General features: G+C 50.6%; 24 protein-coding genes. 13 read left to right on the top strand and 11 right to left on the bottom strand.

What is annotated here, in order from left to right; translation table 11 throughout:
• Nucleotides 1–110: 110 nt before the first annotated feature.
• On the top strand, nucleotides 111–638 hold the full coding sequence (locus LUQ43_RS05570; protein ID WP_299964874.1) for a V4R domain-containing protein: 528 nt from the start codon (nucleotides 111–113) through the stop codon (nucleotides 636–638).
• Between the two features lie 11 nt (nucleotides 639–649).
• Nucleotides 650–1,804, top strand: a complete 1,155-nt coding sequence (locus LUQ43_RS05565; RefSeq protein WP_299964872.1) for an ATP-binding protein — start codon at nucleotides 650–652, stop codon at nucleotides 1,802–1,804.
• 104 nt (nucleotides 1,805–1,908) lie between these two features.
• On the opposite strand, the gene LUQ43_RS05560 is transcribed toward LUQ43_RS05565, so the two are convergent.
• Nucleotides 1,909–3,126: an FprA family A-type flavoprotein gene (locus tag LUQ43_RS05560; protein ID WP_299964869.1), complete on the bottom strand. Its 1,218-nt coding sequence runs from the start codon at nucleotides 3,124–3,126 to the stop codon at nucleotides 1,909–1,911.
• Nucleotides 3,127–3,211: 85 nt separating this feature from the next.
• On the opposite strand from LUQ43_RS05560, the gene LUQ43_RS05555 reads away from it, so the two are divergent.
• Nucleotides 3,212–3,997 carry a V4R domain-containing protein gene (locus LUQ43_RS05555; protein WP_299964866.1) on the top strand — a complete coding sequence of 262 codons (786 nt, stop codon included), beginning with the start codon at nucleotides 3,212–3,214 and terminating at the stop codon, nucleotides 3,995–3,997.
• A 200-nt stretch (nucleotides 3,998–4,197) separates the two neighbouring features.
• Here the strand turns inward: LUQ43_RS05555 and LUQ43_RS05550 are convergent, their stop codons facing one another.
• From LUQ43_RS05550 to LUQ43_RS05530, 5 genes are all read right to left on the bottom strand, one after another.
• Nucleotides 4,198–5,757 carry a PAS domain S-box protein gene (locus LUQ43_RS05550; protein WP_299964864.1) on the bottom strand — a complete coding sequence of 520 codons (1,560 nt, stop codon included), beginning with the start codon at nucleotides 5,755–5,757 and terminating at the stop codon, nucleotides 4,198–4,200.
• Between the two features lie 426 nt (nucleotides 5,758–6,183).
• A complete protein-coding gene (locus tag LUQ43_RS05545; protein ID WP_299964862.1) occupies nucleotides 6,184–6,555 on the bottom strand; it encodes a hypothetical protein in 372 nt (123 codons plus the stop codon).
• A 44-nt stretch (nucleotides 6,556–6,599) separates the two neighbouring features.
• A complete protein-coding gene (locus LUQ43_RS05540; protein ID WP_299964860.1) occupies nucleotides 6,600–9,038 on the bottom strand; it encodes an SMC family ATPase in 2,439 nt (812 codons plus the stop codon).
• A gap of 82 nt (nucleotides 9,039–9,120) precedes the next feature.
• Nucleotides 9,121–9,312 (bottom strand): hypothetical protein, encoded by a 192-nt coding sequence (locus LUQ43_RS05535; protein WP_299964858.1) that lies wholly within the window; start codon nucleotides 9,310–9,312, stop codon nucleotides 9,121–9,123.
• 30 nt (nucleotides 9,313–9,342) lie between these two features.
• Nucleotides 9,343–10,485, bottom strand: coding sequence for a DNA repair exonuclease (locus tag LUQ43_RS05530; RefSeq protein ID WP_299964856.1), 1,143 nt, complete (start codon nucleotides 10,483–10,485; stop codon nucleotides 9,343–9,345).
• A 91-nt stretch (nucleotides 10,486–10,576) separates the two neighbouring features.
• On the opposite strand from LUQ43_RS05530, the gene LUQ43_RS05525 reads away from it, so the two are divergent.
• The 4 genes from LUQ43_RS05525 (at nucleotide 10,577) to LUQ43_RS05510 (ending at nucleotide 15,100) form a co-directional block, all read left to right on the top strand.
• Nucleotides 10,577–10,795 carry a hypothetical protein gene (locus LUQ43_RS05525; protein WP_299964854.1) on the top strand — a complete coding sequence of 73 codons (219 nt, stop codon included), beginning with the start codon at nucleotides 10,577–10,579 and terminating at the stop codon, nucleotides 10,793–10,795.
• Between the two features lie 392 nt (nucleotides 10,796–11,187).
• Nucleotides 11,188–11,547, top strand: a complete 360-nt coding sequence (locus LUQ43_RS05520; RefSeq protein WP_299964851.1) for a PD-(D/E)XK nuclease family protein — start codon at nucleotides 11,188–11,190, stop codon at nucleotides 11,545–11,547.
• 660 nt (nucleotides 11,548–12,207) lie between these two features.
• Nucleotides 12,208–14,391: an ATP-binding domain-containing protein gene (locus tag LUQ43_RS05515; RefSeq protein WP_299964849.1), complete on the top strand. Its 2,184-nt coding sequence runs from the start codon at nucleotides 12,208–12,210 to the stop codon at nucleotides 14,389–14,391.
• Entirely contained in the window at nucleotides 14,378–15,100 is a 723-nt protein-coding gene (locus LUQ43_RS05510; RefSeq protein ID WP_299964847.1) for a DUF2290 domain-containing protein, read from the top strand. The genes LUQ43_RS05515 and LUQ43_RS05510 overlap by 14 nt, the downstream gene beginning before the upstream one ends.
• Nucleotides 15,101–15,259: 159 nt before the next feature.
• On the opposite strand, the gene LUQ43_RS05505 is transcribed toward LUQ43_RS05510, so the two are convergent.
• The 3 genes from LUQ43_RS05505 to LUQ43_RS05495 form a co-directional block, all read right to left on the bottom strand.
• Entirely contained in the window at nucleotides 15,260–16,297 is a 1,038-nt protein-coding gene (locus LUQ43_RS05505) for a PDDEXK nuclease domain-containing protein (RefSeq protein ID WP_299964845.1), read from the bottom strand.
• A gap of 631 nt (nucleotides 16,298–16,928) precedes the next feature.
• Nucleotides 16,929–17,204, bottom strand: coding sequence for a type II toxin-antitoxin system mRNA interferase toxin, RelE/StbE family (locus tag LUQ43_RS05500; protein ID WP_299964844.1), 276 nt, complete (start codon nucleotides 17,202–17,204; stop codon nucleotides 16,929–16,931).
• Entirely contained in the window at nucleotides 17,197–17,415 is a 219-nt protein-coding gene (locus LUQ43_RS05495) for a hypothetical protein (protein ID WP_299964842.1), read from the bottom strand. The genes LUQ43_RS05500 and LUQ43_RS05495 overlap by 8 nt, the downstream gene beginning before the upstream one ends.
• Before the next feature lie 793 nt (nucleotides 17,416–18,208).
• Between LUQ43_RS05495 and LUQ43_RS05490 the strand changes: the two genes are divergently transcribed.
• Together LUQ43_RS05490 and LUQ43_RS05485 are read left to right on the top strand one after the other, a co-directional pair.
• The gene (locus LUQ43_RS05490; protein ID WP_299964840.1) at nucleotides 18,209–18,415 is read left to right on the top strand and encodes a hypothetical protein; all 207 of its coding nucleotides are present in this window, start codon (nucleotides 18,209–18,211) and stop codon (nucleotides 18,413–18,415) included.
• Nucleotides 18,412–18,804 carry a type II toxin-antitoxin system VapC family toxin gene (locus LUQ43_RS05485; protein ID WP_299964838.1) on the top strand — a complete coding sequence of 131 codons (393 nt, stop codon included), beginning with the start codon at nucleotides 18,412–18,414 and terminating at the stop codon, nucleotides 18,802–18,804. The genes LUQ43_RS05490 and LUQ43_RS05485 overlap by 4 nt, the downstream gene beginning before the upstream one ends.
• 289 nt (nucleotides 18,805–19,093) lie before the next feature.
• Here LUQ43_RS05485 and alr read toward each other — a convergent pair whose 3' ends face one another.
• Nucleotides 19,094–20,317: an alanine racemase gene (alr, locus tag LUQ43_RS05480; protein ID WP_299964836.1), complete on the bottom strand. Its 1,224-nt coding sequence runs from the start codon at nucleotides 20,315–20,317 to the stop codon at nucleotides 19,094–19,096.
• Between the two features lie 419 nt (nucleotides 20,318–20,736).
• Between alr and LUQ43_RS05475 the strand changes: the two genes are divergently transcribed.
• The 3 genes from LUQ43_RS05475 to LUQ43_RS05465 all read left to right on the top strand — a co-directional run bounded on the left by LUQ43_RS05475 (nucleotide 20,737) and on the right by LUQ43_RS05465 (nucleotide 22,875).
• A complete protein-coding gene (locus tag LUQ43_RS05475) occupies nucleotides 20,737–22,074 on the top strand; it encodes an MATE family efflux transporter (RefSeq protein WP_299964833.1) in 1,338 nt (445 codons plus the stop codon).
• Nucleotides 22,075–22,250: 176 nt separating this feature from the next.
• Nucleotides 22,251–22,466, top strand: coding sequence for an antitoxin family protein (locus LUQ43_RS05470; RefSeq protein ID WP_299964831.1), 216 nt, complete (start codon nucleotides 22,251–22,253; stop codon nucleotides 22,464–22,466).
• 70 nt (nucleotides 22,467–22,536) lie between these two features.
• Nucleotides 22,537–22,875 (top strand): PIN domain-containing protein, encoded by a 339-nt coding sequence (locus tag LUQ43_RS05465; RefSeq protein WP_299964829.1) that lies wholly within the window; start codon nucleotides 22,537–22,539, stop codon nucleotides 22,873–22,875.
• 45 nt (nucleotides 22,876–22,920) lie between these two features.
• Here the strand turns inward: LUQ43_RS05465 and LUQ43_RS05460 are convergent, their stop codons facing one another.
• Complete coding sequence (locus tag LUQ43_RS05460; protein WP_299964826.1) at nucleotides 22,921–23,784, bottom strand: PD-(D/E)XK nuclease family protein; 864 nt, start codon at nucleotides 23,782–23,784, stop codon at nucleotides 22,921–22,923.
• 435 nt (nucleotides 23,785–24,219) lie between these two features.
• On the opposite strand from LUQ43_RS05460, the gene LUQ43_RS05455 reads away from it, so the two are divergent.
• Nucleotides 24,220–24,834, top strand: coding sequence for a 4Fe-4S dicluster domain-containing protein (locus tag LUQ43_RS05455; RefSeq protein WP_299964823.1), 615 nt, complete (start codon nucleotides 24,220–24,222; stop codon nucleotides 24,832–24,834).
• Nucleotides 24,835–24,845: the final 11 nt, after the last annotated feature.

The following is a 24,845-nucleotide window of genomic DNA, read 5'->3' as shown; positions in this document are numbered from 1 at the left end:
TTCGGCCGGATCAGGGCCCCGGTTTGTTGCCGAAGACTAAACCTATTTATCTCACATCATGATATGGTAGGGTAGAGACAGAGCTCCTCCGGTGAGTGACAGAGATTATCATGACAGATTCTGGCAGAAAATACCGGTTCTCATGGGTACTCCTCGGGGATCTCACCTCCGGGAGACCCAGCCTCGGCCCCACGACACGCCTGGAAGTGTACCGGCTGATGCAGTATACCCTGCGGGATATCATTGAACAGGTGTGCGGGACAGAGAAGGCAGATGAGATCTTCTACAAGGCCGGGTTGCTTGCCGGAAAAGAATTTTACAAAAATGTTCTGGGAATCCCTGCGGACCTGAACGAGTTTGTCCGGAATCTGCAGCAGGTACTGGTGGACATGAATATCGGGATCCTCCGGATCGAGAAGGCGGACGCGGAGCAGGGCTCTTTTGTCATGACCGTGTCGGAGGATCTGGACTGTTCGGGTCTGCCCGAGACCGGCTATGGCATCTGTACCTATGACGAGGGGTTCATTGCCGGGCTCATGGAATCGTTTACGGGTGAACCGTTCGATGTCAGGGAGATTGACTGCTGGTGCACCGGCGACCGGACCTGCAGATTTGACGTGAATCGCCGGTCGCGGTAGATCGTTTTCGTATGGCAGAAAAAACGGCAGAAAAAAAACGCAGGACGCTGCCCCCCGGCTCACCTGATTCCTTGAAGGATGTACTGAAGGCAGTGGAGGATACGTTCCGGACGGAGATCTCTTTCGGAGATCCGGTTCCGCTCTCTGATAAAGAGGCACAGGACCAGCTGAAAGCGATCCTTGCAGATCTCGCGGCAACCCGACAGTTTGCCCAAACCCTGGCACGGGGGGATCTCTATGAGGATCTTCCCGTAACGGGGCGCACTGCCGGCTGCCTCAAGGCCCTCCAGGCCAACCTCCGGCACCTTACCTGGCAGACCGGACAGATCGCCAGCGGCGACCTCTCTCAGCGGGTCCATTTCATGGGGGACTTCTCGGATTCTTTCAATACCATGGTTGAACGTCTTTCCGAGGAGAAACTCAACCGGGCGCACCGGGAAGAAGAACTCCAGCGAGTGAATACTACCCTTGCCGATGAGGTTGCCGAACGAAGGAAGATAGAGGATGCGCTCCGGCGGGCAAACGAGAAGATCAGCATGCTCTCCTCCATCACGCGCCACGATATCCGGAACCAGCTTCAGGTCCTCCAGGGATACCTTGAACTCACCCTGCATACGGCAAAAGACCCGGTACTTCTCAATTATATCAACCGTGAGAAACAGGCCGCAGCTGCGATCGCCGGCCAGGTCGAGTTCATGAAATATTACGAGAGTCTCGGGGTCAATGCCCCGGAATGGCAGGATATCTCCCGGCAGGCCCATGCTGCAATAACCCATCTGCCCATACCGGGTACAACTGACATAGTCATCGATATCCCTCCCATTAAGGTATTTGCAGACGGGCTTATCGAGAAAGTCTTCTATAACCTTTTAGAAAATACGCTCCGCCACGGGGAACGGGTCAGCAGGATCCGGCTCTCCTTCCATGAAACGAACCATGGCGCGGAGATCGTGTACGAGGATAACGGCGTCGGGATCTCTCCCGAAGACAAGCCATTTCTCTTCCAGAAAGGGTTTGGCAAAAACACCGGTCTTGGCCTCTTCCTCTCGCAGGAGATACTGGCGATCACAGGCCTGACGATTCGGGAGGAGGGTGTGCCGGGGAATGGGGTGCGTTTCGTCATCGTTGTGCCGAAGGGGGCGTACCGGTTTTCCAGCACGGGGTAACGGGATACCTGCATTCGGATGATTTTTTTACCGGATCCTGGGTGGCTTCCCGTAGGCAGCATTACAATACGCAGAAAAAGAGGGAGGTAATGGTGGGATAAGAATTATTTCCGGATCCGGTCAGCCATTGCTTTACCGGCCTTGAACGCAGTGTCAAGTTCGGGAGCGTCCGGCACGTACAGGACTTCCTGCGAGCCGACAACGGTGAACCCGGCAGTCTTTAATTCATCGGCAACAATCTTCACGGCACCGCCCTTGCCTCCCATGGATCCGAAGGTGAAAGCGAACCGCTCGCCGGTCCGGTTGAAGTGCAGCCCCTTCAGGTAATAGAGGAGGTCCCCGATGCTCGGGTACGGCATGTCGTTGATGGTCGGAACGCCGACCATGATTGCTTTTGAATCGAGGATGTGCTTGACGATCTCGGATCGTTCGTCCTCGTGGAGGTTGAAGACCTTCACGTCGCATCCGCCCGCAATGACACCTTCTGCAAGACTGTGGGCGAGCATCTTGGTCGAGCCATGCATGGTGTCGTAGATGATCGTCACCTTGTTTTTCATGGCAGAACCGGATGCCCAGCCAACGTATGCCCCGATCACGTTGCCGGGATTGGTCCAGATCTGGCCGTGCGAGGGGGCGATCATGGTTACCTTCTCGATCAGGCCAAGCTCGGTGAGTTCTCCGGCTTTTTTGAGGAAGAGCGGTGACAAGGGAACGATCAGGTTGGCATAGAATTTCTGCGTGGCATCCATCAGGACATGCTCGGGAATTTCGGTGTCGAGCCGCTGTGCGCAGCAGAGGTGCTGGCCGAATGCATCGTTCGGGAAGAGGATTCCCTTCTCGGCATAGAGCGTGAACATCGAGTCCGGCCAGTGGAGGAGCGGGGCCTGGACAAATGCGAGGGTCTTTCCCCCAAGGTCAAGGGTCTCGCCGGTTTTGATATGATGGAATGCTGCACCCGAGAGGGCAGGGAAGTGCCGGAGGAGTCCGGTTTCAGCAATTTCGGTACAGTAGATCGGAGCCTTCGGGAATTTTTTATGGATCTCGACAAGCGCCCCGGAGTGATCCTTCTCTACGTGGTTCTGGACAATGATGTCGATCTGCTCCGTCTTTCCTTCCTTACTGAATGCATCCGCGATGCGGGCCCACATCTGGGCCGAATGTCCCGGGTAGACATTGTCAATGAGCGCAGTCTTTTTACCAAAGACAAGGTAGCAGTTGTATGACGTTCCATCAAGGGTGTACCCGTGGTAAGTCCTCAGGTCCCAGTCAAGCGACCCGACCCAGTACACGCCATCGGCGATTTTGTACGATTCGGCTTTCATGGTTCTCACATTGTTCGTAACTATACGAATGTTCTATTGTTTACGAACAGATTATATATGAATGTTGCGAAACTTATTGCAGGATATGGAAACTCAGTTGTTTAAGGGGAAACGATCGCCTGCGTCCCGACCGGAGGACCCGTCAGCGATCGGTCTCTTCTCCACACCTGCCGGTATACGGACGGTCCAGTCCCCGGTTCGCGTGAAGATCCTCTCGGTGCTCAGCACCCGCGATCGTACGTTCGATGAGATCGTCTCCGTCTCCGGCCGGGCCAAGTCAACCGTATCAGTCCATCTCAAGGGACTGGAGCAGGACGGGATTATCGGTTCGAAGATCGATCCAAAGGACGAGCGGAAAAAGATCTTTTATCTCCGGTCACATGCCCTGGGAAACCTCACCGGCGGTATTCCGGTTGATGACGGGGCGGACCTGGCAGGCCGGCTGATTGACGGTAACGATCCGTTTGGTTTTTACCGGTACATGTTCCGCACGATCCGGGTATCCCTCCTTGCCGAAGGGATCAATATTGACCCGGTGCTGCGCGAGTCCGGGAACCGGGTAGGCCGCACGATCGCGCAAAACCTCGCGGACAAGGACCTTTCGGTGCTGCTGGAAAACCTGGGGAATTTCTGGCGGAAGCATAACCTCGGGACACTGAATGTCGAGTCGCTTGCACCGCTGACCCTGCGGGCATATGACTGTTTTGAATGCGGGAACCTCCCGTATCTTGGCCGGCCGGCCTGTGCCTTTGACTCCGGGATCCTCGACGCGGTATTTTCAGAACACTTCAGAAAACCCCAGCAGGTCGATGAAACAGCCTGTTATGCCATGGGCGACGATCACTGCAGGTTCGTTATCACGCCCCGGTGAGATCTCAGTTTTAACGCGGTTCTTCGGTCTTGCCGCTTCCCTTTTCCTGGAAGGGAAATTCTCCCTGCATGAGCATTCCCTTTTCTCATGCAGCAGACCGGCGCTCACCATCAGCAACGGTATCTTTCATGCCACGATGAGATGGTATGATTAAAAAGAATCTGTGCACTACCACATGGAATTACAGACCGGCAAAATTATCATGCTCCTTGCAGCCGCCATGCCCCCGGTGGCACCGTTATCTCAAACCGTGCAGAATTGCCCGGCTCACCGGTCTCCCGGATAGTAATATCGGTAATGGCAAGGATCTCCCGGGCAAGGAAGAGACCGAACCCCGTGTTTTTACCAAATCCCCGCTCGAAGATATGCTCCTTATCTTCAGAGGGGATGCCAACACCATTGTCTTCATAGATCAGCACCAGTTCACCGGTATCCTTATGCCGGCAGGATAACCGGATCTCTGTTGCGGTCTCACTGTGACGGAGGGTATTGTCAACCAGGGTATAGAGACCTTTTTCAAAGAGCGGATCTGAAAAAATTTCAATCCCCGTGATATCCATACCAACGGATACAGACTCCGGCCGGAGGTCTGTTATCTGCTTTTCTGCGCATGTCCGGAGGTTCTGCCACTGGGGGGCTTTCACGCCGATATTCTGGTAGAGCCGGGTGAATACGATGTGCCGTTCTACGGCTGCGGAAGCATGCATTGCTTTTTGAATATGCCCCCGTGTCTGTTCATCCGCCACGTTTTTTGCCGCGAGCTCCAAAAATCCGCTCACCACCATCAGCTGGTTGAGGATGTCATGCCGGGTGATCGAGCTTAAGAGATTGAGCTTGACATTTGCCCGATGGTACGCCTCTTCAGTCTTCCGGAGATCCGCGGTCCGTTCAACAATCCGCTGCTCCAGGTTGGTGTACAGCATTTTGAGCTCGTCTTCCGCTGTTATCCTGTCAGTGATATCGATACCTATGGAAATAGTCCCGACAATGGTGCCCTGTTCCCGGATCTCATTATTCTGCCACGTGATATGCCGCACGTCGCCCGTTTTTGTCAGGAGGGGAATTTCCAGCTGTTTTGGTATCCCATCCCCCGTCAGATGATCGAGTTCTTCATAGACAGAAGAAAACCGGTCCCGGGGGACTACCACCTCAAACCAGTTTTTACCCTCCAGTTCGGCTCGGGTGTATCCGGTCGTCTTCTCCGCGGCCTGGTTGAAGAGGGTAATCCGGCCCGCGGTATCGTGGCCGACAATGATCGCATTTGCCGTCTCGATGACCGTTTCGGCAAACTCTCTGGCGTTCTCAAGCGCGATCTGTGCCTGCTTGTGAGGGGTGACATCGCGGATGGATTCTATCGCCCCGATTGTGGTGCCCTGTTCATCGTAGAGGGGGCTTGCCTTGGCCCAGAGATGCGTGCTCTTTCCGATCGGGTGGGGGAGATCCAGTTCTGCAATGAGCAGGTTCCCCTCCTGCCGGATGATATGGTAATGGTTGTTTTCGATCCGGTCACCTGGCTGGAGAACCAGGTTGATAAGGACCGGCCGGCGCAGTCCATAGAACGGGATGGCATAGGCATAATCCCCGCATCCCAGCATCTGTTCTGCCGGTACACTGGTCATCTCTTCGATCGCGCTGTTCCAGGCAATGACCGTTCCGGTCCGGTCGATGACAAACGTTGCATCGGGCAGGAAGTTGATGATATCAGTAAACTGGCGTGAAGATTGTCCAAAGTCAGTCCCTGCCTGTATTCGTTCCGTCATGATCATGAGAAAACCTGTCCGGTACTTTGCGCGAAGAAGTGCCGGATACTCGTACCAGCTATATGAAGAAAAATAACTTATAACATGATATATCTTTTTAAAAAATTATTACTCTCTCAATACATGCGGTGTCGGGGGTTCGTTTTGATGACATGAGGGCTGGTGTGGGTGCACTAGGTAAAAAAAAGGAATGCCCATGCTGGTCCTCCCGTGTTCGCAGACGGGCCTGCGTCCTGACATCACCTTGCGGGAGCGGATCATCGAAAACCCGGAATGAGACGATACACGATTACACGGCGTTCCCCTTGCCATCCCGGGATTATACCGGTGTTGACCGTGCCTCTCTTTGCGCTCATCGTGCCGGGAGATTTGCCGTGGATTTCCGGGATGGCGGGGATGAGGATGACCCAAAACTCCTCTCGTGCGTCAGGAAATTATCCGCGAATACCATATCCGCCCGTAGCGATCCTTTGTCTCTGCCAGGGACCGGTTTTTCCTGCATCGCATCAGGTATCTCCTGAACAGTTCAGGTGAGATATCCCCGGCCTGCCAGTTCATGATGGTAAGACAGAATTTCCCGTTGGACCGTTTGAGGCATTCATCCAGTCTCTTCTCCAGCCGTGTTTCCAGGGGATCGGTTCGTTTCCTGATTCGTACGGTATTGTCCGGGGCTCCCGCGTCGCAGGCAGCGGGCAGGCCCGGGTCTTCCTCTTTCCAGATATTCTTGCACCGCTTGCAGTGCATGGTATCGAGAAGACTGTAGACCTTATCGCTGGAACAGAACGGACAGCCTGGCATAATTCATCATTTAGCACGAGAAACGGCCGGCCGGTCCTCGTGCATCACTCCACCTCTTTTATCCTGCTCGCATTGTCTGCGCCCATCTCGATCTGAAGCGTGTTTGCAAACTCGCCCTGCATCTCTGCTATGTGGGAGATGAGGAGGATCTGCGGGAAGCGGGACTCCTGCGTGCGGAGGGCAGTGAGGAGATTGTTTCTCCGCTCCTCGTCCTGGCTCCCGAAGATCTCATCGAAGATGAGGAACGTGGACTCGTGCACCTGGTGGAGTTCAGCGAGATACCGCGAGAGGGCGATTCGGAGCGCGACCGCGATGTCGTCCTGCTCGCCGCCGCTGAACCGGTCGATCGGGTAATCGTTGTCAACGTCCCTCACGAGCAGGTTGAAGTCCTCGTCAAGGAGGACCTGTTCGTATCTCCCGCCCGTGATCTCTGCGATAATCCGGCTCACCTCGCCTTCGAGCCGGCTCCTGACGACCTGCATGAGGTAGACCACGTACTCGGCGATGAGGCTCCGCGTGAGTCTGAGAAGATCGATCTCGTCTTTGAGTTCTGTTGCCTGTTTCTGCAACAGGACGATCTGTTCAGTGGTACGCTTGTAATCCGCGATCTTTTCTTCGGCAAATTTTTTATCCCGTGCCGCATTGGCGATCGCGACATCGGCATCCCGGAGAGCCGTGTCGGTTGCCTTCATCCGGTCTTCGGTTCCGGCTGACTCTGTCGGGTTGTACGGCGCACCGGTTATTTCCTGTTCCCGTTTCGCAAGGTCAGCGTTCCTCTTCGCGATACGTTCCACGAGATCGGCGAGCTGCTGCTTCATGGAGTTTGCCTGGCCGATCTTTTTGCCGAGCTCGGTGAACCGGGCCTGTACCTTCCGGGCCGCTGCCTCCTGCTGCTCTGCGATGCTGCAGGTTTCCGCATTGAACGCGAGGTTTGTTATTGCCTCTGCACAGGCATGCTCTTCGCGCTGCTTTGTGCTGAGCTGGGTGGTGAGTTCCGCGATCGCGCTCTCGAACTCGGCCCGGCGTTTCAGCTGTGCAGCGAGGGTCCGGAGCTGTTCGAGAACCGGTCGCAGGGCCTCGATTGCTGTCTTCTCCTTCTCCAGTCTCTCCTGTCGTTCGAGATCGGCGACAGCCTTGTCCTCCATCTCCCGGAGTTTTGATCCGAACTCCTGCTCCAGGTCCCCGAAGTGGGCACCGAGTTTCTGCCGGCAGAGCGGGCAGATGCCGTCCGGCCCGGCCTGTGCGATCGTTGCCCGGTCGGCTTCGAGTTTTTCTTTCTCTTCTTTGTACCGCTGCTGCTGCGCTGCAAGGGTGCCGGCCCGCTTCATGAGATCCGCAACCTGGTAGTTGACCGCAGTATCGAGCCGGTCGTCCGCAAGCTCCGGGCCGGCACCGATGGACTTCCTGATGGTGGCGGCGAGGCGGGTATACTCCTCGGCGTCTTTTGCAAGACCTGCAAGCCGGGTTTTCTCCTTCCCGATACGGGCGTTTATGTCTGCGACCTGCTTTCGGCAAAAGCCGAGTTCCCCGGTGATGCGCTGGTGCTCGGCCTTCTGCTTTGCGAGCGTGTCGAGCCGTGCCCGGATCTCTGCATACGACCCGGCAGCCTTTTCGAGCTCGTGATACTCGGCCTCATCGTTCCTGAGCAGGACGAGGCCGGATTCGATCGTCTTCTGCTGGGCCGTCTCGGTGGCGAGCTCTTTTTTGATCGCCAGCTGCTGCTGCACGAGCCGGTCGTATGCGGCCTTCTTCTCTGCAAGGACCCTGAGTTGTGCGTCGAGCTCCGCCCGCTGTCTGGTGAGGTCGGTCTTCTGCTTCCCGAGTTCCGCGATCGCGGTGGTGAATGTTGTGATGGATGCCTGGAGGTTTGCGAGTTCTCCTTCGCTCTGCCGGCCGGACATTGCCGCAAGCTCGCCTTCCTTGCGCTGGAGTTCGCCGGTTTTTTTATCGATATCCTCTTTTAAGACTTTCTGGCTCTCGGTGCTCAGGTAATCGATCCCGAGCGCCCGGAGGAACCACTCTTTCCGTTTTCCGGGGGTGTTCTCCAGGAGCGTGAGGAGATCCTTCTGGCCTGCGTAGATCGTGTTTTTGAAATCCACCGGGCCCATCCCGAGCGTCCGCTTCACCTCGGTCTCGACCGGGCTCACGCCCGTTGCCATCATCTTATTGTTTTTGTGGAAGCTGGCATCGTGCGTGACCGTCTTGCCTTTTTTGAACGTGCGCACGACCGTGTAGGTGTCGCCCCCGATCCGGAAGTCGAGCCGGACCTCGCACTTCTCTTTCTGGCCTGCAAACGATGAGACAATATAGTCCGCAGCGATCCCGGTTGCCTGCACGCCATAGAGCGCAAAGAAGATCGCGGTGACGAGGCTTGACTTGCCCGTGCCGTTATTCCCGAGGATGCCGGTGATGCCGTCATGGAAGTTGATCACCTGGTGCCGGAACCGCTTGAAGTTATTGAGTTCGAGCCGGTCGAGGATCATGGGTGGGCTCCCGAACGATTTTTTATTGACGCTCCTGGGGGCCACGCCCCCGCCGCGTGGGCAGCCCCCGGTTTAAAGCCTCTTACCGGACAAATTTCCGGAACTCCGTCCTGACCGTGGGTGAGTGTTCCCCCACCCTTCGGGGATCGCCCGGCCGCTTCGTCAGGACCTCGCCCGGTAATGAGCGGATTCGCGAGACCGGTACGCTCATTGAGACCGCCGCGGGAGCGCGACAGGCATCGCAATGATTGAGAGAACATACAAGGAAATACATCTCCCCCATCGCCAAAACACTTGAAGGAGATCATTCTCCTGTCCCCCGGTGCTCGTCCATCACGGACCGGAGCACATCTCTTCCGCGTGCGAGCGCGAACTCCTTCTGCTTTGCGGAGATCTGCTGCTTTGCCACGAAGCCCTCGAATTCCTGCAGGTAATCGATCATCCGGATGTCCTGCTGGAGCAGGACCGGCGTGTCCTCCGCTTCGGATTTCACCCGGATCTTCAGGTCGAGCAGGTGCTCGCGGACGCCCGCAAGGTTTCGCGTGTCAATTCCCTTCCCGTGCTCCCGCGAGAGGCCGTCAAGCGTGACCTGCGCCATCGCGAACTTCGGGAGATTTTTCTGCTCCACGCGGGCGATGATCTCCTCCGTGATATCCCCGGGATGTACGCTCTGGCATTTGATTGTCCCGCAATCCGCCATCGCCGTCTTCGGGAGTCCGAGCGGCACAACCTCGTGCCGGCCCGGGTCAACGGAGAGGCCGCCCTTTGCATCCCGGATCTCGCCGTACGTGAGGAACTCGGAGGACCCCGAGTACCAGGCATTGTCCGTGATCTGGCACTGCCGGTGGTAGTGGCCGAGCGCAATGTAATCGAAGCGGTCGGAGAGGATCGTGCCATCCAGCTCGTGCTCGGCAACGGTCGCGAGGCGTTTGTCCTTGATCGCGGTCGCGAGGCCGTGGGTCACGAGCACGTTGTTGTGGTCCGGGCTGATTGTTATCTGATCGTAGGCTGTGCGGTAATCTTCGGGCCGGAGCATGTTGGGGATGAGGTGGAAGACGGTGTCCCCGATCTCGACCTTCTCGTACCGGAATTTATACGCTGCCTTGATTGCGGATTTGTGGTACGTCAGTACTTCGAACGGGCTTGTTGTATACCTCGTTTTGACCATGCTGTGGTTGCCGGCGATTATTACCAGGGGGATCTCTTTTTCGTGAAGTCGTTCGAGGGCTTCGAGAACGGTTGTGTAGGCTTTCGTTTTTGGTTTTACCACGTCAAAGAGATCGCCGGCGTGGACGAGGGCTTCGGGTTTTTGTTGTATGATCTCATCTATCGCTGAAAGAAAGTTATCGTACACCTGTTTTTCCCGGAGGTTCATGCCGCTTTCTGGATCGAGGCGGTTGAATGCTGCGAGGCCCAGGTGGGTGTCGGCGATGTGGATGAGTTTCATTTCTTAGATTGTTCGTTGGGTTTTATGGGATATAAGGGGGTGGGGGAGAGAGGTGAAAATGTGAAGATGAGGTCATGAAAAAATTATTCGTATGGATCCTTTGGCTGTATCCCGGTGCGAGGAAATCCGGTATGGTATTCTCTTTTCGGACCTGATGAAACGGGTGAAGCGATCTTATCGTGAGCTGCCGTTTATTGTTACTGTTGCGGGGAAACCCGTGACCGGGAAGATCGACCGGCTCATGGAGTTCGATGACGGGTCGTGGGCCGTGATCTATTACAAGAGCGAGGCGGCCGGGCCGGAGGAGTGATCCGGTACCGTACAGGACCCGGATTTGAGGTACGTTCCTGCGGGTGATCAGGCAAACCAGGACCTGTCCTCCCGGAAAGACCGTATCCCAAATACGCCCGATACGGCCCCGGATTGGCAATCCGGCGATCCGGTTTTCCGGTTCCACAGGAAATGATGTCCACGCCCACGGAAAAAACGATATTTCAGGGGTATTTTCAAAAACCGGGCAAAATGAAGGCCACTTAAACCTGCAAAATAGAAGGCGTCCAGCGCCCCCTTTTTTCAGACAGGTTTCGGGACGTGAAAAAATAACCTCTGGCCGGAGGCCGCTATGACCGTTTTAGAGGGGGGTGCCAGATTTCACGTCGGAGAAGTGAATATACATCCTGCCAGAGGGTCCGGCAGCCCGGAGTGCCGTGTACCAAACCGGTTCGGGAACCGATTGCATCGAAATATTTACCGGGCGTTGAAGGAACGAAGAAGGGCACGATCATTCATGAGGTCTTGCGGGGCCGGGATGCGGCAACCGTGCTGAAGGAGTACGGGGAATTTTCGGAGGAGCATCTCCGGCAGCTCGGAGAGATTGTTACCCGGTTCTTTTCTTCAGACCTGATGAAGCGGGTGAAGCGGTCGTTTTGTGAAGTGCCGTTTGTTGTTACGTTTGAGGGCGGGCCGGTGACCGGGAAGATTGACCGGTTGTGTGAATTTGATGATGGTTCCTGGATCGTGATCGATTACAAGTCGGAAGCATCTGCGATTATGCTGCTTTAGAGGAGGAGTACGCGCTTTCGTTGTCGGTTTATTGTGAGGCGGCCCGGCAATTCACCCGGGGGAATAGTGTAACCAGGGGGATATATTTCACGGAGACCGGGAAGTTTGACATAGTCTCCTCAGTGCAAAATTGAAAAATCCGTTGAAGGTATTTCAGAGAATGTATCAGAGATCAATCTGTTTTCTCACCGGGTCTGACTCACGGTGTGGATGCAATCAATTCCATGCACAAACCTTTGGGTCACGAGCACGTTGTGATGCGATCCGCCGGACTCAACGCATCGCGCATGCGATCCGGTAATCCTCGGCCAGGAGTATGTTAGGGGTCCGGTAAGAAATTGAAAGGTTTTCGCACAATCTTTGTTTACGCATGGTGGAGCCATGAGTGTATCAATTAAGTGAAAATCTTTTATGGAGAAGAACTTTCATTTGAAAGTTCTTCGATTGTGAGCCAACTTGAATTATCTGTGAATTAAAAAATAGATTATTAAGGAGTATAAATTTCGACCGTTGACATTGGTATTAAGTGTATTTTTTATTATCAGTTTCCGATGATAAATATGAATCAATCAAATCATAATGACCAACAAGAAAAAATGATAGGCTTTTTCATACCATGCATCATTTAGTAATTAATACTGGCTAAATCGGGTTGGAAAAATGATTGAGTTAGTTGTTACACTCCCAAAGTATGGAAGTGATGTGGCTTCACAGCATATTTGGTTGAAGATATCCACCGCGTTTCCTGAATTAAACGGTGTTTGCTATTATATGCATCCCATTTTAAAAACTCGATCTGGTGTTGTCCCCGACTTTACGTTACTTACACAATCTCATCAACCAGTTGTAATCCGATGTCTTCCCTATCAAATCGATGAGATAAAAAATCTTAATGAAAAATTTTGGATTGTCAATAATGAAGAAATTGATTCTCCCATTCAAGAGGCTGGGGATTTTGTTTTCCTACTCAAATCCAAATTCGGTGCTGATCGTGATTTAAGAAAAAGATTAGAACCTTATTGTATTCTTGCGCTTCCGTCGATTACCAAAAAAGAATTTGAAAGTAAATTTCCAAATACTTTAAACGATACCCTCGTTATATGGAAAGATAGTGATATTAATACTTTTTTAAAAGAGATTTCCCCTCGATTAACCGATGTTGAATGGCGATTAACTCGATCAATTATTCAAGGAATTAATCCTTTAACAAAAGGTGGTGGCCTTAAACCAAAACCTGCAAGTACACTTGGAGAAGCAATAAAATCAATAGATTCATACATTGCCTTATTGGATGATGAACAAGAGAAGGCTGCACTTCAAATCGCACCCGGACCTCAAAGAATTCGTGGCATGGCAGGAACGGGGAAAACAGTTTTATTGGCAATGAAAGCTGCTCAGATTCATCAAAGATTTCCTGAGAAGCGTATTCTTTTCACATTTAATACTCAAAGTTTGTATAATCAGATCCGAACATTAATAACAAAATTTTACAGGTTTCACAGTGATTCGGACCCCGATTGGGATTATTTACACATCCGTCACGCATGGGGTGGACCACGCAGATCAGGTGTATACTATGATACATGTAGGTATCTCGGTGTCCCTTCCCTTCCCTTTTTTGAAGCTAAACGATTAAATTGGAAATCTCCTTTTGTGTCATGTTGTAAGCATATATTATCGAAAGAAATTGATCCGATGTATGATTATATCATGGTTGATGAAGCTCAGGATTTCCCTTCTGAGTTTTTCCAACTCCTTTTCAATCTGACACCCACTCCTCATAATATTTATTGGGTTTATGATGAACTTCAGAGTCTATTTGGAGAGAAAATTCCTTCGCCAGAAGAATTATTTGGTGTCGATAAGGATGGAAAACCAAATGTAACTCTCGAAGGCGAAGCGTATCCCGGTGGAATTGAAAAAGATTTCATCCTTCATCGCTCCTATAGGTGCACCCAACCTGTCTTAATGTTGGCACATGCGATTGGTCTAGGGTTATACAGTCCTGATGGACCTGTTCAAATGCTTAGTAAGAAAGAGTCGTGGGAAGCATTTGGATATAAAATTGAACATGGCGATTTGGTTAAAGATAGCAAACTCACAATTTTCCGACCAAAAGAAAATAGTCCGAATCCAATAAATGATGTCTATAAAGGATCTCAAGAAATTATTACCTCTCAAATTTTTGAGGATCGTGATAAAGAATTTGATTGGATTGCTCGATCGATTTATAATGATATTACTGTTGAGAAAGTATTACCTGAGCACATTATCGTCATTTGTTTAGATCCTCTCAATATGAAGAAGTACTTACCTCCGATTCAAGAGAGGTTATACTCATTAGGTCTTCAATCAGCAATTCCCGGTTTGGTTGATGATAGTTCAGCATTTGCTGAAGATGGTCGGGTTACATTATCGACGGTATTGCGAGCAAAAGGGAACGAATCATATATTGTCTATGTGTTCAGTTTTGATGTTCTCTATGATTATGTAGAATCTTTACAAAACCGAAATCGAGCTTTTACCGCCATTACAAGATCTAAAGCTTGGGTTCGAATTTCTGGTATTGGACCTGGAATGAAAAAAGCAAAAAGTGAAATTGATAAAATTCTTTCAGATCAACCAAAATTTAATTTTATTTTTCCAGATATGGAAAAAATTCGAGATTTAGATGCAGAAATTGCACGAAGAAAACGGGATATTCGGAAAGCAAGAGATAATCTTACAGGGTTAACAAATGTGGATTTAAATGCTCTAATTGCTCTTTCAGAACAAGATCCTGATCTATTTGAAAGTGTCATCAAGAAGATTGAGGAGGTGACTGGAAAACGTGAATCTAAGTGAGACCTACCAATCTTTAAAAACAACAATATTAGATTGGCCGAATATTTTTATTAATCGAAGAGATAAAAGAGATGACGATACTCATAAGATTTCATGGAATAATTATCTTCGAAGAGATCGAATATTTGATATTCGGCGATCTGATCTGATTGAAATTGTAAAAACGGGTCAATATTCCTTTCAAATAATTGAAGATGGTTCTGTTTTTCAATTGTATTATGAATTTAATGATTACAATAACAGTTTATGTTCTGCAAATTTAGCATATTTCAATACCGGTGGTATTTCCTATGATACATTTCTCGAATTACAATTTTCTGATGTTTATAATGTCGAAACCAATTCCACACATACATTGGATAAAGACATCAACTATCAGGAAGATCTCTACGAAGATCCACTAATTGCTTGGATCAGAATAGATTATTCTCCACATGAATATTGTCGACCGCTTCATCACTTATGCCATATGCATTATAGTTTATTTCCGAATACAAGGATATCAGTGAATGCAGTTCCGACTCCGCGACAATTTCTTGAATTTATTTTAGCAACTAATTATCCCCACCTATACTCAGAAAAAAGATTAAATCAAACCTTTGAGCCCAACGATTTAACTCGTATCGCAGCATTTAACTCTCCGTCTTTTCCCCGAATTGATAGTAGTGTATATAGTGTTTTACCCCATATTAGCATTCCAAATCACTGATTTTCTGACGTAATGGAGCATTTCATTTCCAACATCTCCCCTGCCTCGCATTCCCGGGATCACGCCCGGGCGGGCGCCGTGAACATAACCCGGTGATGCAACCGTTTGAAAATGTTCAGCGGGGGTGGGTGGGGGCCTGATGGGATTACGGCCGGACTTTCATAACTTCGCACCCTGCGCCGCCAGCCGTTCCCGTGCAGCCTGCATAGCATCTTTAAGTTTCTGCTCAAGCACTTCGCGGGGCGGGAGATCGGTAAGATACTCAGAGACATGAATCCCTGATTTATCGAGCTGCAGAAGGCGGATCTGTTCCTGGTCTGCACCAGCACAAAGAATCAACCCCAGTGGTTGTTCCTCGCACGATTCTTTCTCGTGCTCTTCAAGCCACCGGAGATACAATTCCATCTGTCCCTTATATGCCGCCTTGAAATGACCAATCTTTAATTCTATTGCGATAAGCCGGTGAAGTTTCCGGTGGAAAAAGAGCAGGTCAAGATAAAAGTCCTCGTTGCCGATCACCATGCGGTATTGCCGTGCGACAAAACTAAACCCGGCGCCGAGTTCAAGAAGGAACTGCTCCATCTCCTTAAGAATAGCAGATTCGAGATCATCTTCACTATATGTATCCCGAAGCCGGAGAAAATCGAGAATATAGGGATCGCGAAAGACCAGATCCGGCGTCATCCGATCCTCCGTGCGGAGTAGAGAGAGTTCCTGCTGTGCCAGAAGTTCCGGCTTTTTCGATAGGGCCGTCCTCTCAAAAAGCATTGAATCAATCTTCTGTTGCAGCGTCCGTGTGCTCCATCGTTCGATCCGGCTCATCTCTGCATAAAAATCACGTTTCAGCGGATCATCAATATAGATAATCAGCCGGATGTGTGTCCAGCTGAGCGTGGAAACCAGGGATCTTACCCCGTGTTCATCAGGAAAAACTTCGGCAAATCGAATCATATTGAAAAGGTTGCGTTTGCCAAACCCCTCTCCATATTCAAGTCGTAATTGTGCACTCAGTGCGTGCACAATCTGTTCGCCGTATTCCGCACGTTCCCTGCCGAGAATTTCCCGGTGGATTCGCTCACCGATCCGCCAATAGAGCAATGTCAGCCCGGCATTGATGGTAACTGCAACCGCAGAACGCGTATCGGTGATGAGATGTCGCAGGTCGGTAAGTAACTCTTCCGGGATCAATTTTGGCACGGGCTCTGAACTCTCACGCGTTTGCGGCAGATTTCTTTTCCGGTTTGTATCAGACATCGTTTATCCTGCTCACCAATAGTTCCGTACCTCTGGTCTTGATCGAGTCCTCTTAACAGGGAGCCATGAGGAGAGTGAAAGTGAAACATTTTTTTATCGGATATCCCACGGCACTTGTTGTGATCGATCACTCTCCCCAACCACCAACTCCAAATCTCCCTAAAAAATGGTAATGCTCCTCTTCCTCGACACCGAAACCACCGGCCTCCTGAGATACTCCGCCACAGACCCGGTAGAAAAATAGCCCTTGGTTGCCCGGCCGGCCTGGTCGCTCCACGATACCGAAAAACCGGAAAAGCCGGATCCGTTTCATCATCCCCCCGGACTCTCCCCGCATTCCCATGATCTCGCTCGGACGCCGTGAACATAAACCGGTGCTGCAACCGTTTGAAAATGTTCAGCGGGAATCTGCCATAAAAAACCGGGCCGCCTCTCCGCTTCGGTAGTGGGGGTGCCTCTCGGCTGCATTGTTTTGTGCGGGGGATGGCCCCCATGTTTTTGCGGGAGCGGGTGGGCCTGACGGAAAAGAAGAATCCAAAAGAACTCTTCGATGGTGCCTGCGTAAAGATACGATCTAATAGACTTCTTCGTGCGATCCGATATCGATCAGGACAACGGTTGTCCGGCCTTCATCAACAAAATCAAAAACAAGGCGATGCTCATAGGTAATCCTGAACGACCAGAGCCCTTTTAAGACCCCGCTCAGGGAATGGGTTTTCAGTGCCGGATGAAACGGATCTTCTTCAAACTGGACAATTTTTCTGGCAAACTGTGCCTTCAGATCCGGATGCTGGCGGATCCACTTCGTGTAGATCTTTTTGAATCGTTCATCCCAAACGAGTTCAACCATTCAGATCCGCCAGAAGATCCTTTGCAGTCCCGCTTCGGACCGATTGTTTCTGCACGTTTGTCTTTGCCCGTTTTGCCCCACTGACAATGGCGGTGCGTTTTGCGTCGATGAGCCTGCGGTGGAGGATCTCCTGGATGTACTGCTGGTCTTCGATATCGAGCTTATCGACATTTTCAAGAATGGTATTGAGGGATACTGCTTCGGTTCCCATAAGATGCCCCTGTACCATAATGGTTGTTGGCCTACAAAGGCATTTTGATAGAACGGGTGATAAGGATTTCTTACCGGGAGAACTATATTGAATTGAACCCCCTGAATGATCATCGGAATAATGATACTCAGTCTTACGTCGTAAAAATCCGACCCAATTCTATTCCAGCCATAGCGCCCCCTCATTCCCCGGATCACGTATCAAAACCTCCTGGGACCCGTAACCCTTCCGTTTCGGCCGCTGTAACTCGGCTACATATGACCTCGGATCTGCCGACGTAAAACTGAGAAAAATGTGGGATTTATTCCCTCATTTACGAGCATTATTCCCTCTGGATCCGGAAAAGTGGTACATCCGGGGCCGTAGGGGGCCCGGATGGGCTGGTGAGGGGGTGATACCCTTCCATGAAGGTTTGGTTGTGAGGGTTATAACCCGACACGTTTTGTTGATTATGATGGGTTGTGACCGTCCACGTTTTCGGCACGGGCCGGAAATTTTCTGTCCGTTTCAGGAGCCGGTAATGCAACCAGTTAAATCCGCTACACACGGTGTAGCCAATTATATCTTCAGGAACGTCTCCATCGCAATCCCCTTGGAAAAATAAGATAGAACTGGTGGAAGTGCTTGAGATTTACCACGGAAAATCATGGCTGAATTTGCGGGGCAGTCCCAACTGACATACAATTGCCGGAGTTGGCTGCCCTTACAAGTATGCACCCGTCCTCCCCCCATACCAGTACCGGCCACCCTTCCCGGGAAAACTATATTCTCTTGCGGGAATAATGATGGTATAATGAATGAAATCCAGTACGTGTATGACGCCGGCGGCAACAAAAAAAGCGTCATAATTCCCGTAGAACTCTGGGAGCGGACACTTCAGATGCAGAACTCCAAAACTGCACCCTGCAACCCGCAGGAGTATTACGGGATATACCGTGACAGGATTAAAAATCCCAATGAAGTAGCACGAGCCCTCCGGAGTGAGTGGAACCGCGGATGACCTCGTACCTTATCGATACCAATATTCTCATCTATTATCTCGCCGGGGCAATTCCTGATGAAGAGAGACCGGTAATCGACCGGATCCTTCAGAAATCTTTTAACATCTCGATCATCACCCGGATCGAGCTCCTTGGCTGGAAAGACCATACTCCCGAAGGACTTGCCAACGCCCGGAGTCTTCTCGATTGTGCCCGGTGTCTGCCACTCGCCGATACCCTTGCAGAAAAAACGATCGAACTTCGCACAATGGTAAATATTTCGCTTCCCGATGCAGTTATCGCAGCATCGGCCTTGTCACTCGATGCCACTCTTGTAACCCGGAACGAGCGTGATTTTGATCAGGTGCCGGGTCTTGCAATTTACAACCCGTTTCATAAATCCACCTGAACATTTTTTTAAAACCCCCCCTCCCGCAATCAACTGGCTCCTGCCAATCCCCCACCAAACCCCCAACCCCAAATAGCATCCCGGGAAAAATATCAGTGAATATCAGACGATCGTTACATATAATGATGAAATTACAAAAATAATCGAGAGAATTTTTTATGACTTAAAAAATGCGGTGAAGACCGATAGGAAAACCGGCGAAAAAATTAATGTGTGCCGTCCGTTATTTCACGATATGAAATCGATCAAATAATAGGCATCCCTTAACGTTTTTTCTTTTGACGGGGTTTTAGATGTCTGGTTTTATCAGATATGTTTCTTTAGTTGCTTGTGACCTGTTGCGAGTCAATTTACTCCTTGTATCGTCCCATGAATAAACTATTTTGCTGTGGTGATCAACGCCCACTCCACAAAGGAGATCATAGGAAATGCGACCACTGTCACCAGCAACATCTTCGATGGGAAGACCATCTCCCCATAAAATAATATCATTATCTACCTGAGCGTCCGGACAGTCACTGAGATCGACAAGCATCATATCCATCATAACCGGGGATATCATCCGGCAATTGGTATTATTTATCCGCACAACTCTGCCATTTTGTGTTGAACGAGGATATCCATGACTGTAACCAACCGGTACAATTCCAACCCTCATGCCTTTTGAACATAATGATCCTGCACCATATCCCCCCGCATTTTGCCCATCTGTTGTCTTTTCCTTAATTTTATACAATTTTGTTTTAAATGTCATGACCGGCTTTAATTTTGATTTAAGTTTATTTTCAAGAGCGGATGCCAGGGGAGAGGTCGAATTTACAGGGAATGGATTGCCCCCATAAAGTGCAATTCCGGGGCGGACCCAGTCATAATGCATTTTGGGAAAGGCAAAAATTGCAGCGGAATTGCAAAAACACTTTTCACAGTCATCGTATTTTTTTATAAATTTGCGAAATTCTTTTATTTGCACGTTATTCAATGAATGCTCAGGATTATCAGCACATGCAAAATGTGACATAATTCGAATGCTGCGTTCATAGATACTGGAATTATTCTTTAATTTCCGCATTGCCTCATCGGCGTTTTCTGGCGAAAATCCCAGACGCCCCATTCCGGTATCAATTTTCAACCACGCATGAAGTTTACGTGGTAACGGATTCTCATATAACCAATCAATATGATCATCATCATGAAAGACAACATGAAATCCATATTCTGCGGCAATCTCCAATTCTCTGCGGTTAAATACTCCTTCAAGTAATACAATTGGCTTTGAGATTCCTTCGGCGCGTAATTTCAGCGCATCTTCTATTAAGATTATCCCAAAAGCATCCACTTCTTTGTCGAGAATTTTTGAGACCGGAATGCACCCGTGCCCATATGCATTGGATTTAATAATTGCCATTATTTTGACTTTGTGAGTGTCTGCAGGATGGGCATTTTTCAATTCTGCCTTTATGACATTCAGATTATGTAACAGGTTTTTCTTTGAATACGTGCATAACGCCTTCATTTTATTTGAGTCCTTTAAGATAGTGTACACAAAATGTTGTGAAAAGTGAGATGATCTCTTTGGATACTGTGGCTGCTGATTTTCAGCAATATAGTGACTCTACCGACAAATGCCTTACGGTTCACGTTTGGAAAAATCCTGAACGTTTTTTTATTCCCCTGATGAGAGACTTCATCTGTCCACGGCACCACCACAAAAAAAATCTCTGTCATGAAAAGAACGCTCATAGGTTCAAAGCGCGAAGATTCATCATTCAGATGAAGGGAATCGCTGACAAAATGAGTGTCGGTACCATGCAGAGATCCTTACAATATTTTATCGTGAAGGTTTTCTACCGGGCATGTGTATAATAATAACCTCTATCCATTGGCGGCGATCGTTTGGATTTTTTCCCTCGCATCAGGAATCACTGGCAAATAATGACCCAATATTACCCCTGGCATTTCATGGGGTTTTACGCACTCGGATATCTCATCCCCTACGTGTACACGCTGATAAATCTCTTCTGGATCGGGCGCATCAGTAATGATGCGTTTGCAATCACCGAACAATATGAATTCATTGCGCTGGCAATCAATGCCCTCGAGGATTTTATCCCGGTAGGGGTCCTTGCGCTCACTGCCCAGCACTATCACAACCATAAAAAAGTTATTGAGATCCTCAAAGCCGCACTGATCCTCCAGGCTGCACTCACACTCTTCCTGATGGCAATAATTATCATTTTTACCCAGGAGCTGATCGGAATGATCGGGACTCCAGAATCACTCGTGAACCCGACTATGGAATACCTTGTGTTGAGATCGATCACAATCCCCTTTTACATTATTTCCTATACCATCCTCATCACAATCAAATCCCTGCAGAAAGGAAAGGAGGCGTTCATTCTTATCGCAATCTCCATTATCTTGAATATTCTTCTCGATCTGTTCCTGATCTCCAATACGCCGGTCTCCCTGCAGATGGGTGTTTCGGGAGTAGTGATCGCGTATCTCATTACGCAGATAGTACTTACGGTAATTGCTGCTGCCTATCTTTTCCCTCTTCTGAAAACCACTATCCGGTCCTTCCTCACCACGTCATGGCGTCAGGAAGTTATCCCAATCCTCGGGATCGGGGGCTGGAGCGGCCTTGAATGTGCGATCCGTATGATCGGAGTGGTCTGGATCTTAATTATCTTAAACGGGCTCGGGACGAACGAGTACAGCGGATTCGGTATTGCCACGTGGATCTTCTGGATACTTCTCATGCCTATCTTTGCCATTGGAAGGGGAACCAGTATCTTTGTCGGAAATTGCTTCAGCGAGAGACGGTACGGCGATCTCCTGAACATTGTGAAGACCTCCTTTCTGGTAGTGATCGTTTTGGTACTTGCGGTTGTAGTAACCGGGATCTTCTGGTGGCACTACGTGTCGCTCTTATTAAACCCGAATCCAGAAATTGCAGCCTTCTCTGTTGTTACATACTCCTGGCTCATCATCGGCATGCTCGGTTATGGGATCGGAATCATTCTCCGCAGTATCTTTAACGGTACCGGCCAGACACGGTACATCTTCTATGTCGGTATGATCTCCAACGTCGGGATCATACTTCCGTTCTTTATTCTTGTCCAGACAGGAATCCTTACGCCAACCTTCACTATGGTTATGATGGTGTACCTGGTAGCCAACATTGTTGATCCCATTGTCGCCTGTTTCTGGGCACGAAAAGTTGTGGCAGGATTTCCGGCCGGGAACTGCGATGCCGCATCATCGGTCTGATCTCTCCTTTTTCAGGTGGTCGTGCGTAAGGTGACCGTTGGTAAGGAAGATCCCCCGGGTGACCGGGGCTGGCCTGTGATTGACGGCCGGACCGCTGCTTTGCCTTGCCGGTACCCGGCCGTACACAAACCCTATAATAATCCCCGGCCTATATCCCAGTACACGCGGGGTGAAAAATGGGCAAGGCAATCGAATGCATCTACGAGAATAATGTTCTCAAACCGGTAGGCAAGGTCCAGCTCAAGGAAGGGGAACGCATCCGGGTGACCATCGAGAAGATACTCCCCTTTGAACCCATACAGTTAAAGAAGAAACCTGCATCGGAACGCATCAGCGCTCTCAGGGATGAGTCATGGACCTCTTCCCAGATACCTCTTTTATCCCCCCGCTGATCATTGAAACCGATACAACCGACAGAGCCCGGGATTTTCCTCGTCATTCTCCGGCACCTGTGCAGCGAGCATGTCCGTGTATGTAGAAGCATTCTTTGTCGGGATCCGGCTGATAGCAGAAGATCAATTCGGCATTACCAGCACCACCCGACTCAAGGAGCACATCCGCAGTGAAGGCTACGGCTTTGCGGATGAATATATCCGCCACCTGAATGAATTCTTCTCCGGTCTTGTTATCGTGAAGGACTCGTCAAATCTTCAGCGTATCGAAGAGATAGCCCGGATGTACGTGCTACTTCCTAATGACGCACTGATTGTCGCGACCTGCAGGGACCATGCAATTTCGGGACTTGCAACATTTGATCGCGATTTCTCAAAAATAAAAGATCCGGTTCGCGTGAAAATCTAAAAACATTCAGGTTTTTTATTGAATCAAACCAGAAAAAACCCGCGGTCAGTTTTTTTGTATCCTGTTATCCGGACAAACCTCCGCAAATTTGCAGCTCAGGCACTCCCGCTGCGAAGGCTTTGCCGGGAAATCCCCGTACTCGTAACTCGCATTCATCTCCCCAAACTCCCGGGGGATCATCTCCTGGATCTCGGATAACTGCTCCCAGAAAAAGGAATAGGGTTTTGTCGCACCGGTCTTCAGAAATACCAGTTCGGTGCGGATGTCGTCACAACTTTTCCGGTAATACTGCATTGCCCAGAGCACATACGCTGCCATCTGGAGTTCCGACTCGTATTCATCATCGTCCCGCCCGGTCTTCCAGTCCGAGAGGAGGAGCGTGCCGTCCGGCATCTTCCCGATAAAATCCACCTTGACGATGACGCCGACATCCCCGATTTTGAAATGATCGAACGTCTCGTGCCTGAGGCATTCCCGGCCCTTGTAGTCCGGCCATTTCCCGAAGAATGTCTGGAGGCAGGTCTTCCCGTTCTCATCAATGTATGCATAAAACGATGAGGGGATCGTCTCGCCATTGTGGTACTCGGCGAATGTTTCGCCGCCGATATTTTTGTACCGCAAAACTTTCTTTGAGAACTCGCTCATTGCCGTGGCCGGATCCATTGGCTTGTTCTCGCAATGCAACTGGATCTGCTGGTCGATGATATCGTGAATGAGCTGGCCCTGCACGACAAATTTTGACGTGAAGTTCTTGAGGTACCGGATCCTTTCGGGATCCACGACCGGACTGGATTTGACGTACGGGGCAATGTATTCAAAATAATACTGGCGCTGGCACCGGTTCCAGACCCGGTGCCTCGTGAAGGACCAGGAATTTATTTTATGGAAAAAAGGATCGAGATCCGTCATAAGTCCCGGTTGCAGACCGCGAAGAAAAAACTTCCTTTTTCATTTTTCCCGCAGTCCCTGACAGCCCCATCATACGTGAAGTCAGTTTAACCCGGTGTCAGGGAACGCAAAAACCCCGTTTTTCCGGCATGAAATTCATCTCTCCGATGTGAGCCCCCGCTATTTCGGCCATAATCGCACCCTGATCGCACCGGCACGCATGGTTTGGTTCCGGGGATTACAAAGGGAGGCCCCGGCCGGCGTTCAGGCGCCTCACCCAGCTGCACATCGTCATCATCCTCCCTGAGGGGTTCCCCCAGGTCAGTCTGCTGAAAGCCAATGCAGGTGCAGCATAAAAAGTCGTATATACTTCCACTACGCAATCAGCCTTTTATCCAACATGTTGAAGCGAGCGGTTCCCGGCCCGCAAGCCCCGGGATGAGGAGGCACAAGTGCATGAAAACTGTTTTTGTAACGCCTGAACTCTGCATCGGGTGCAGGCACTGTGAGGTCGCGTGTGCGATCGAGCACGCGGAGAAAAAAGAGCTCTTCGCTGCGGTTGCGGAAGAGAAACGGTCGCAGCCGAGGGTGTATGTGGAGACGGGGATGCATTACCTGACCTTTCCCAACCGGTGCCGGCACTGCGACCCGGCGCCGTGCATGCAGGTCTGCCCGACCGAGGCGCTGGTGCGGGATGATGCCACGGCATCCGTGCTTGTGCGGTACGAGCGGTGCATCGGCTGTGCGGTCTGCGCCATGGCCTGCCCGTTCGGCATCATCCGCTTCAACCCGGTCCACCAGCTGGACACGGACCGCGAGGTGAACGCGAAGTGCGACAACTGCATCGAGCGGCAGCGGGCCGGGACGATCCCGGCGTGCGCCGAGGCCTGCAAGACCGGCGCCCTGACCTTTGGGGAGGCGGGCGACCTGATCCGGTCGAGCAGGAAGGACTTCACCCTGCGGCTGATCGCAGCGCAGGAGACCGGGGCCGAAGCACCGAAGATGCCGGCCAACATCAAGGCCTTCCGGTCGATCATGGCACGGCTTGCTGAACTTACGGGGGAGAACTGAGGGGGACAAAA

The organism is Methanoregula sp. (genome assembly GCF_028679125.1).
Lineage (GTDB): Archaea > Halobacteriota > Methanomicrobia > Methanomicrobiales > Methanospirillaceae > Methanoregula.
Note: the sequence above shows the minus strand (reverse complement) of the source record. Positions and strands in the feature narration are given on the sequence as shown.

Excerpts from the sequence above, each read along its gene's own strand:
- LUQ43_RS05550 (WP_299964864.1), bottom strand. The coding sequence starts at position 5,757 with ATGACGGAACGAATACAGGCAGGGACTGACTTTGGACAATCTTCACGC.
- LUQ43_RS05470 (WP_299964831.1), top strand. The coding sequence starts at position 22,251 with ATGGGCAAGGCAATCGAATGCATCTACGAGAATAATGTTCTCAAACCG.
- LUQ43_RS05555 (WP_299964866.1), top strand. The coding sequence starts at position 3,212 with ATGGAAACTCAGTTGTTTAAGGGGAAACGATCGCCTGCGTCCCGACCG.
- LUQ43_RS05495 (WP_299964842.1), bottom strand. The coding sequence starts at position 17,415 with ATGGGAACCGAAGCAGTATCCCTCAATACCATTCTTGAAAATGTCGAT.
- LUQ43_RS05500 (WP_299964844.1), bottom strand. The coding sequence starts at position 17,204 with ATGGTTGAACTCGTTTGGGATGAACGATTCAAAAAGATCTACACGAAG.
- LUQ43_RS05465 (WP_299964829.1), top strand. The coding sequence starts at position 22,537 with ATGTCCGTGTATGTAGAAGCATTCTTTGTCGGGATCCGGCTGATAGCA.
- LUQ43_RS05525 (WP_299964854.1), top strand. The coding sequence starts at position 10,577 with ATGGATCCTTTGGCTGTATCCCGGTGCGAGGAAATCCGGTATGGTATT.
- alr (WP_299964836.1), bottom strand. The coding sequence starts at position 20,317 with ATGAAGGCGTTATGCACGTATTCAAAGAAAAACCTGTTACATAATCTG.
- LUQ43_RS05570 (WP_299964874.1), top strand. The coding sequence starts at position 111 with ATGACAGATTCTGGCAGAAAATACCGGTTCTCATGGGTACTCCTCGGG.
- LUQ43_RS05485 (WP_299964838.1), top strand. The coding sequence starts at position 18,412 with ATGACCTCGTACCTTATCGATACCAATATTCTCATCTATTATCTCGCC.
- LUQ43_RS05455 (WP_299964823.1), top strand. The coding sequence starts at position 24,220 with ATGAAAACTGTTTTTGTAACGCCTGAACTCTGCATCGGGTGCAGGCAC.
- LUQ43_RS05515 (WP_299964849.1), top strand. The coding sequence starts at position 12,208 with ATGATTGAGTTAGTTGTTACACTCCCAAAGTATGGAAGTGATGTGGCT.
- LUQ43_RS05540 (WP_299964860.1), bottom strand. The coding sequence starts at position 9,038 with ATGATCCTCGACCGGCTCGAACTCAATAACTTCAAGCGGTTCCGGCAC.
- LUQ43_RS05565 (WP_299964872.1), top strand. The coding sequence starts at position 650 with ATGGCAGAAAAAACGGCAGAAAAAAAACGCAGGACGCTGCCCCCCGGC.
- LUQ43_RS05545 (WP_299964862.1), bottom strand. The coding sequence starts at position 6,555 with ATGCCAGGCTGTCCGTTCTGTTCCAGCGATAAGGTCTACAGTCTTCTC.
- LUQ43_RS05560 (WP_299964869.1), bottom strand. The coding sequence starts at position 3,126 with ATGAAAGCCGAATCGTACAAAATCGCCGATGGCGTGTACTGGGTCGGG.
- LUQ43_RS05490 (WP_299964840.1), top strand. The coding sequence starts at position 18,209 with ATGAATGAAATCCAGTACGTGTATGACGCCGGCGGCAACAAAAAAAGC.
- LUQ43_RS05475 (WP_299964833.1), top strand. The coding sequence starts at position 20,737 with ATGACCCAATATTACCCCTGGCATTTCATGGGGTTTTACGCACTCGGA.
- LUQ43_RS05530 (WP_299964856.1), bottom strand. The coding sequence starts at position 10,485 with ATGAAACTCATCCACATCGCCGACACCCACCTGGGCCTCGCAGCATTC.
- LUQ43_RS05460 (WP_299964826.1), bottom strand. The coding sequence starts at position 23,784 with ATGACGGATCTCGATCCTTTTTTCCATAAAATAAATTCCTGGTCCTTC.
- LUQ43_RS05535 (WP_299964858.1), bottom strand. The coding sequence starts at position 9,312 with ATGTATTTCCTTGTATGTTCTCTCAATCATTGCGATGCCTGTCGCGCT.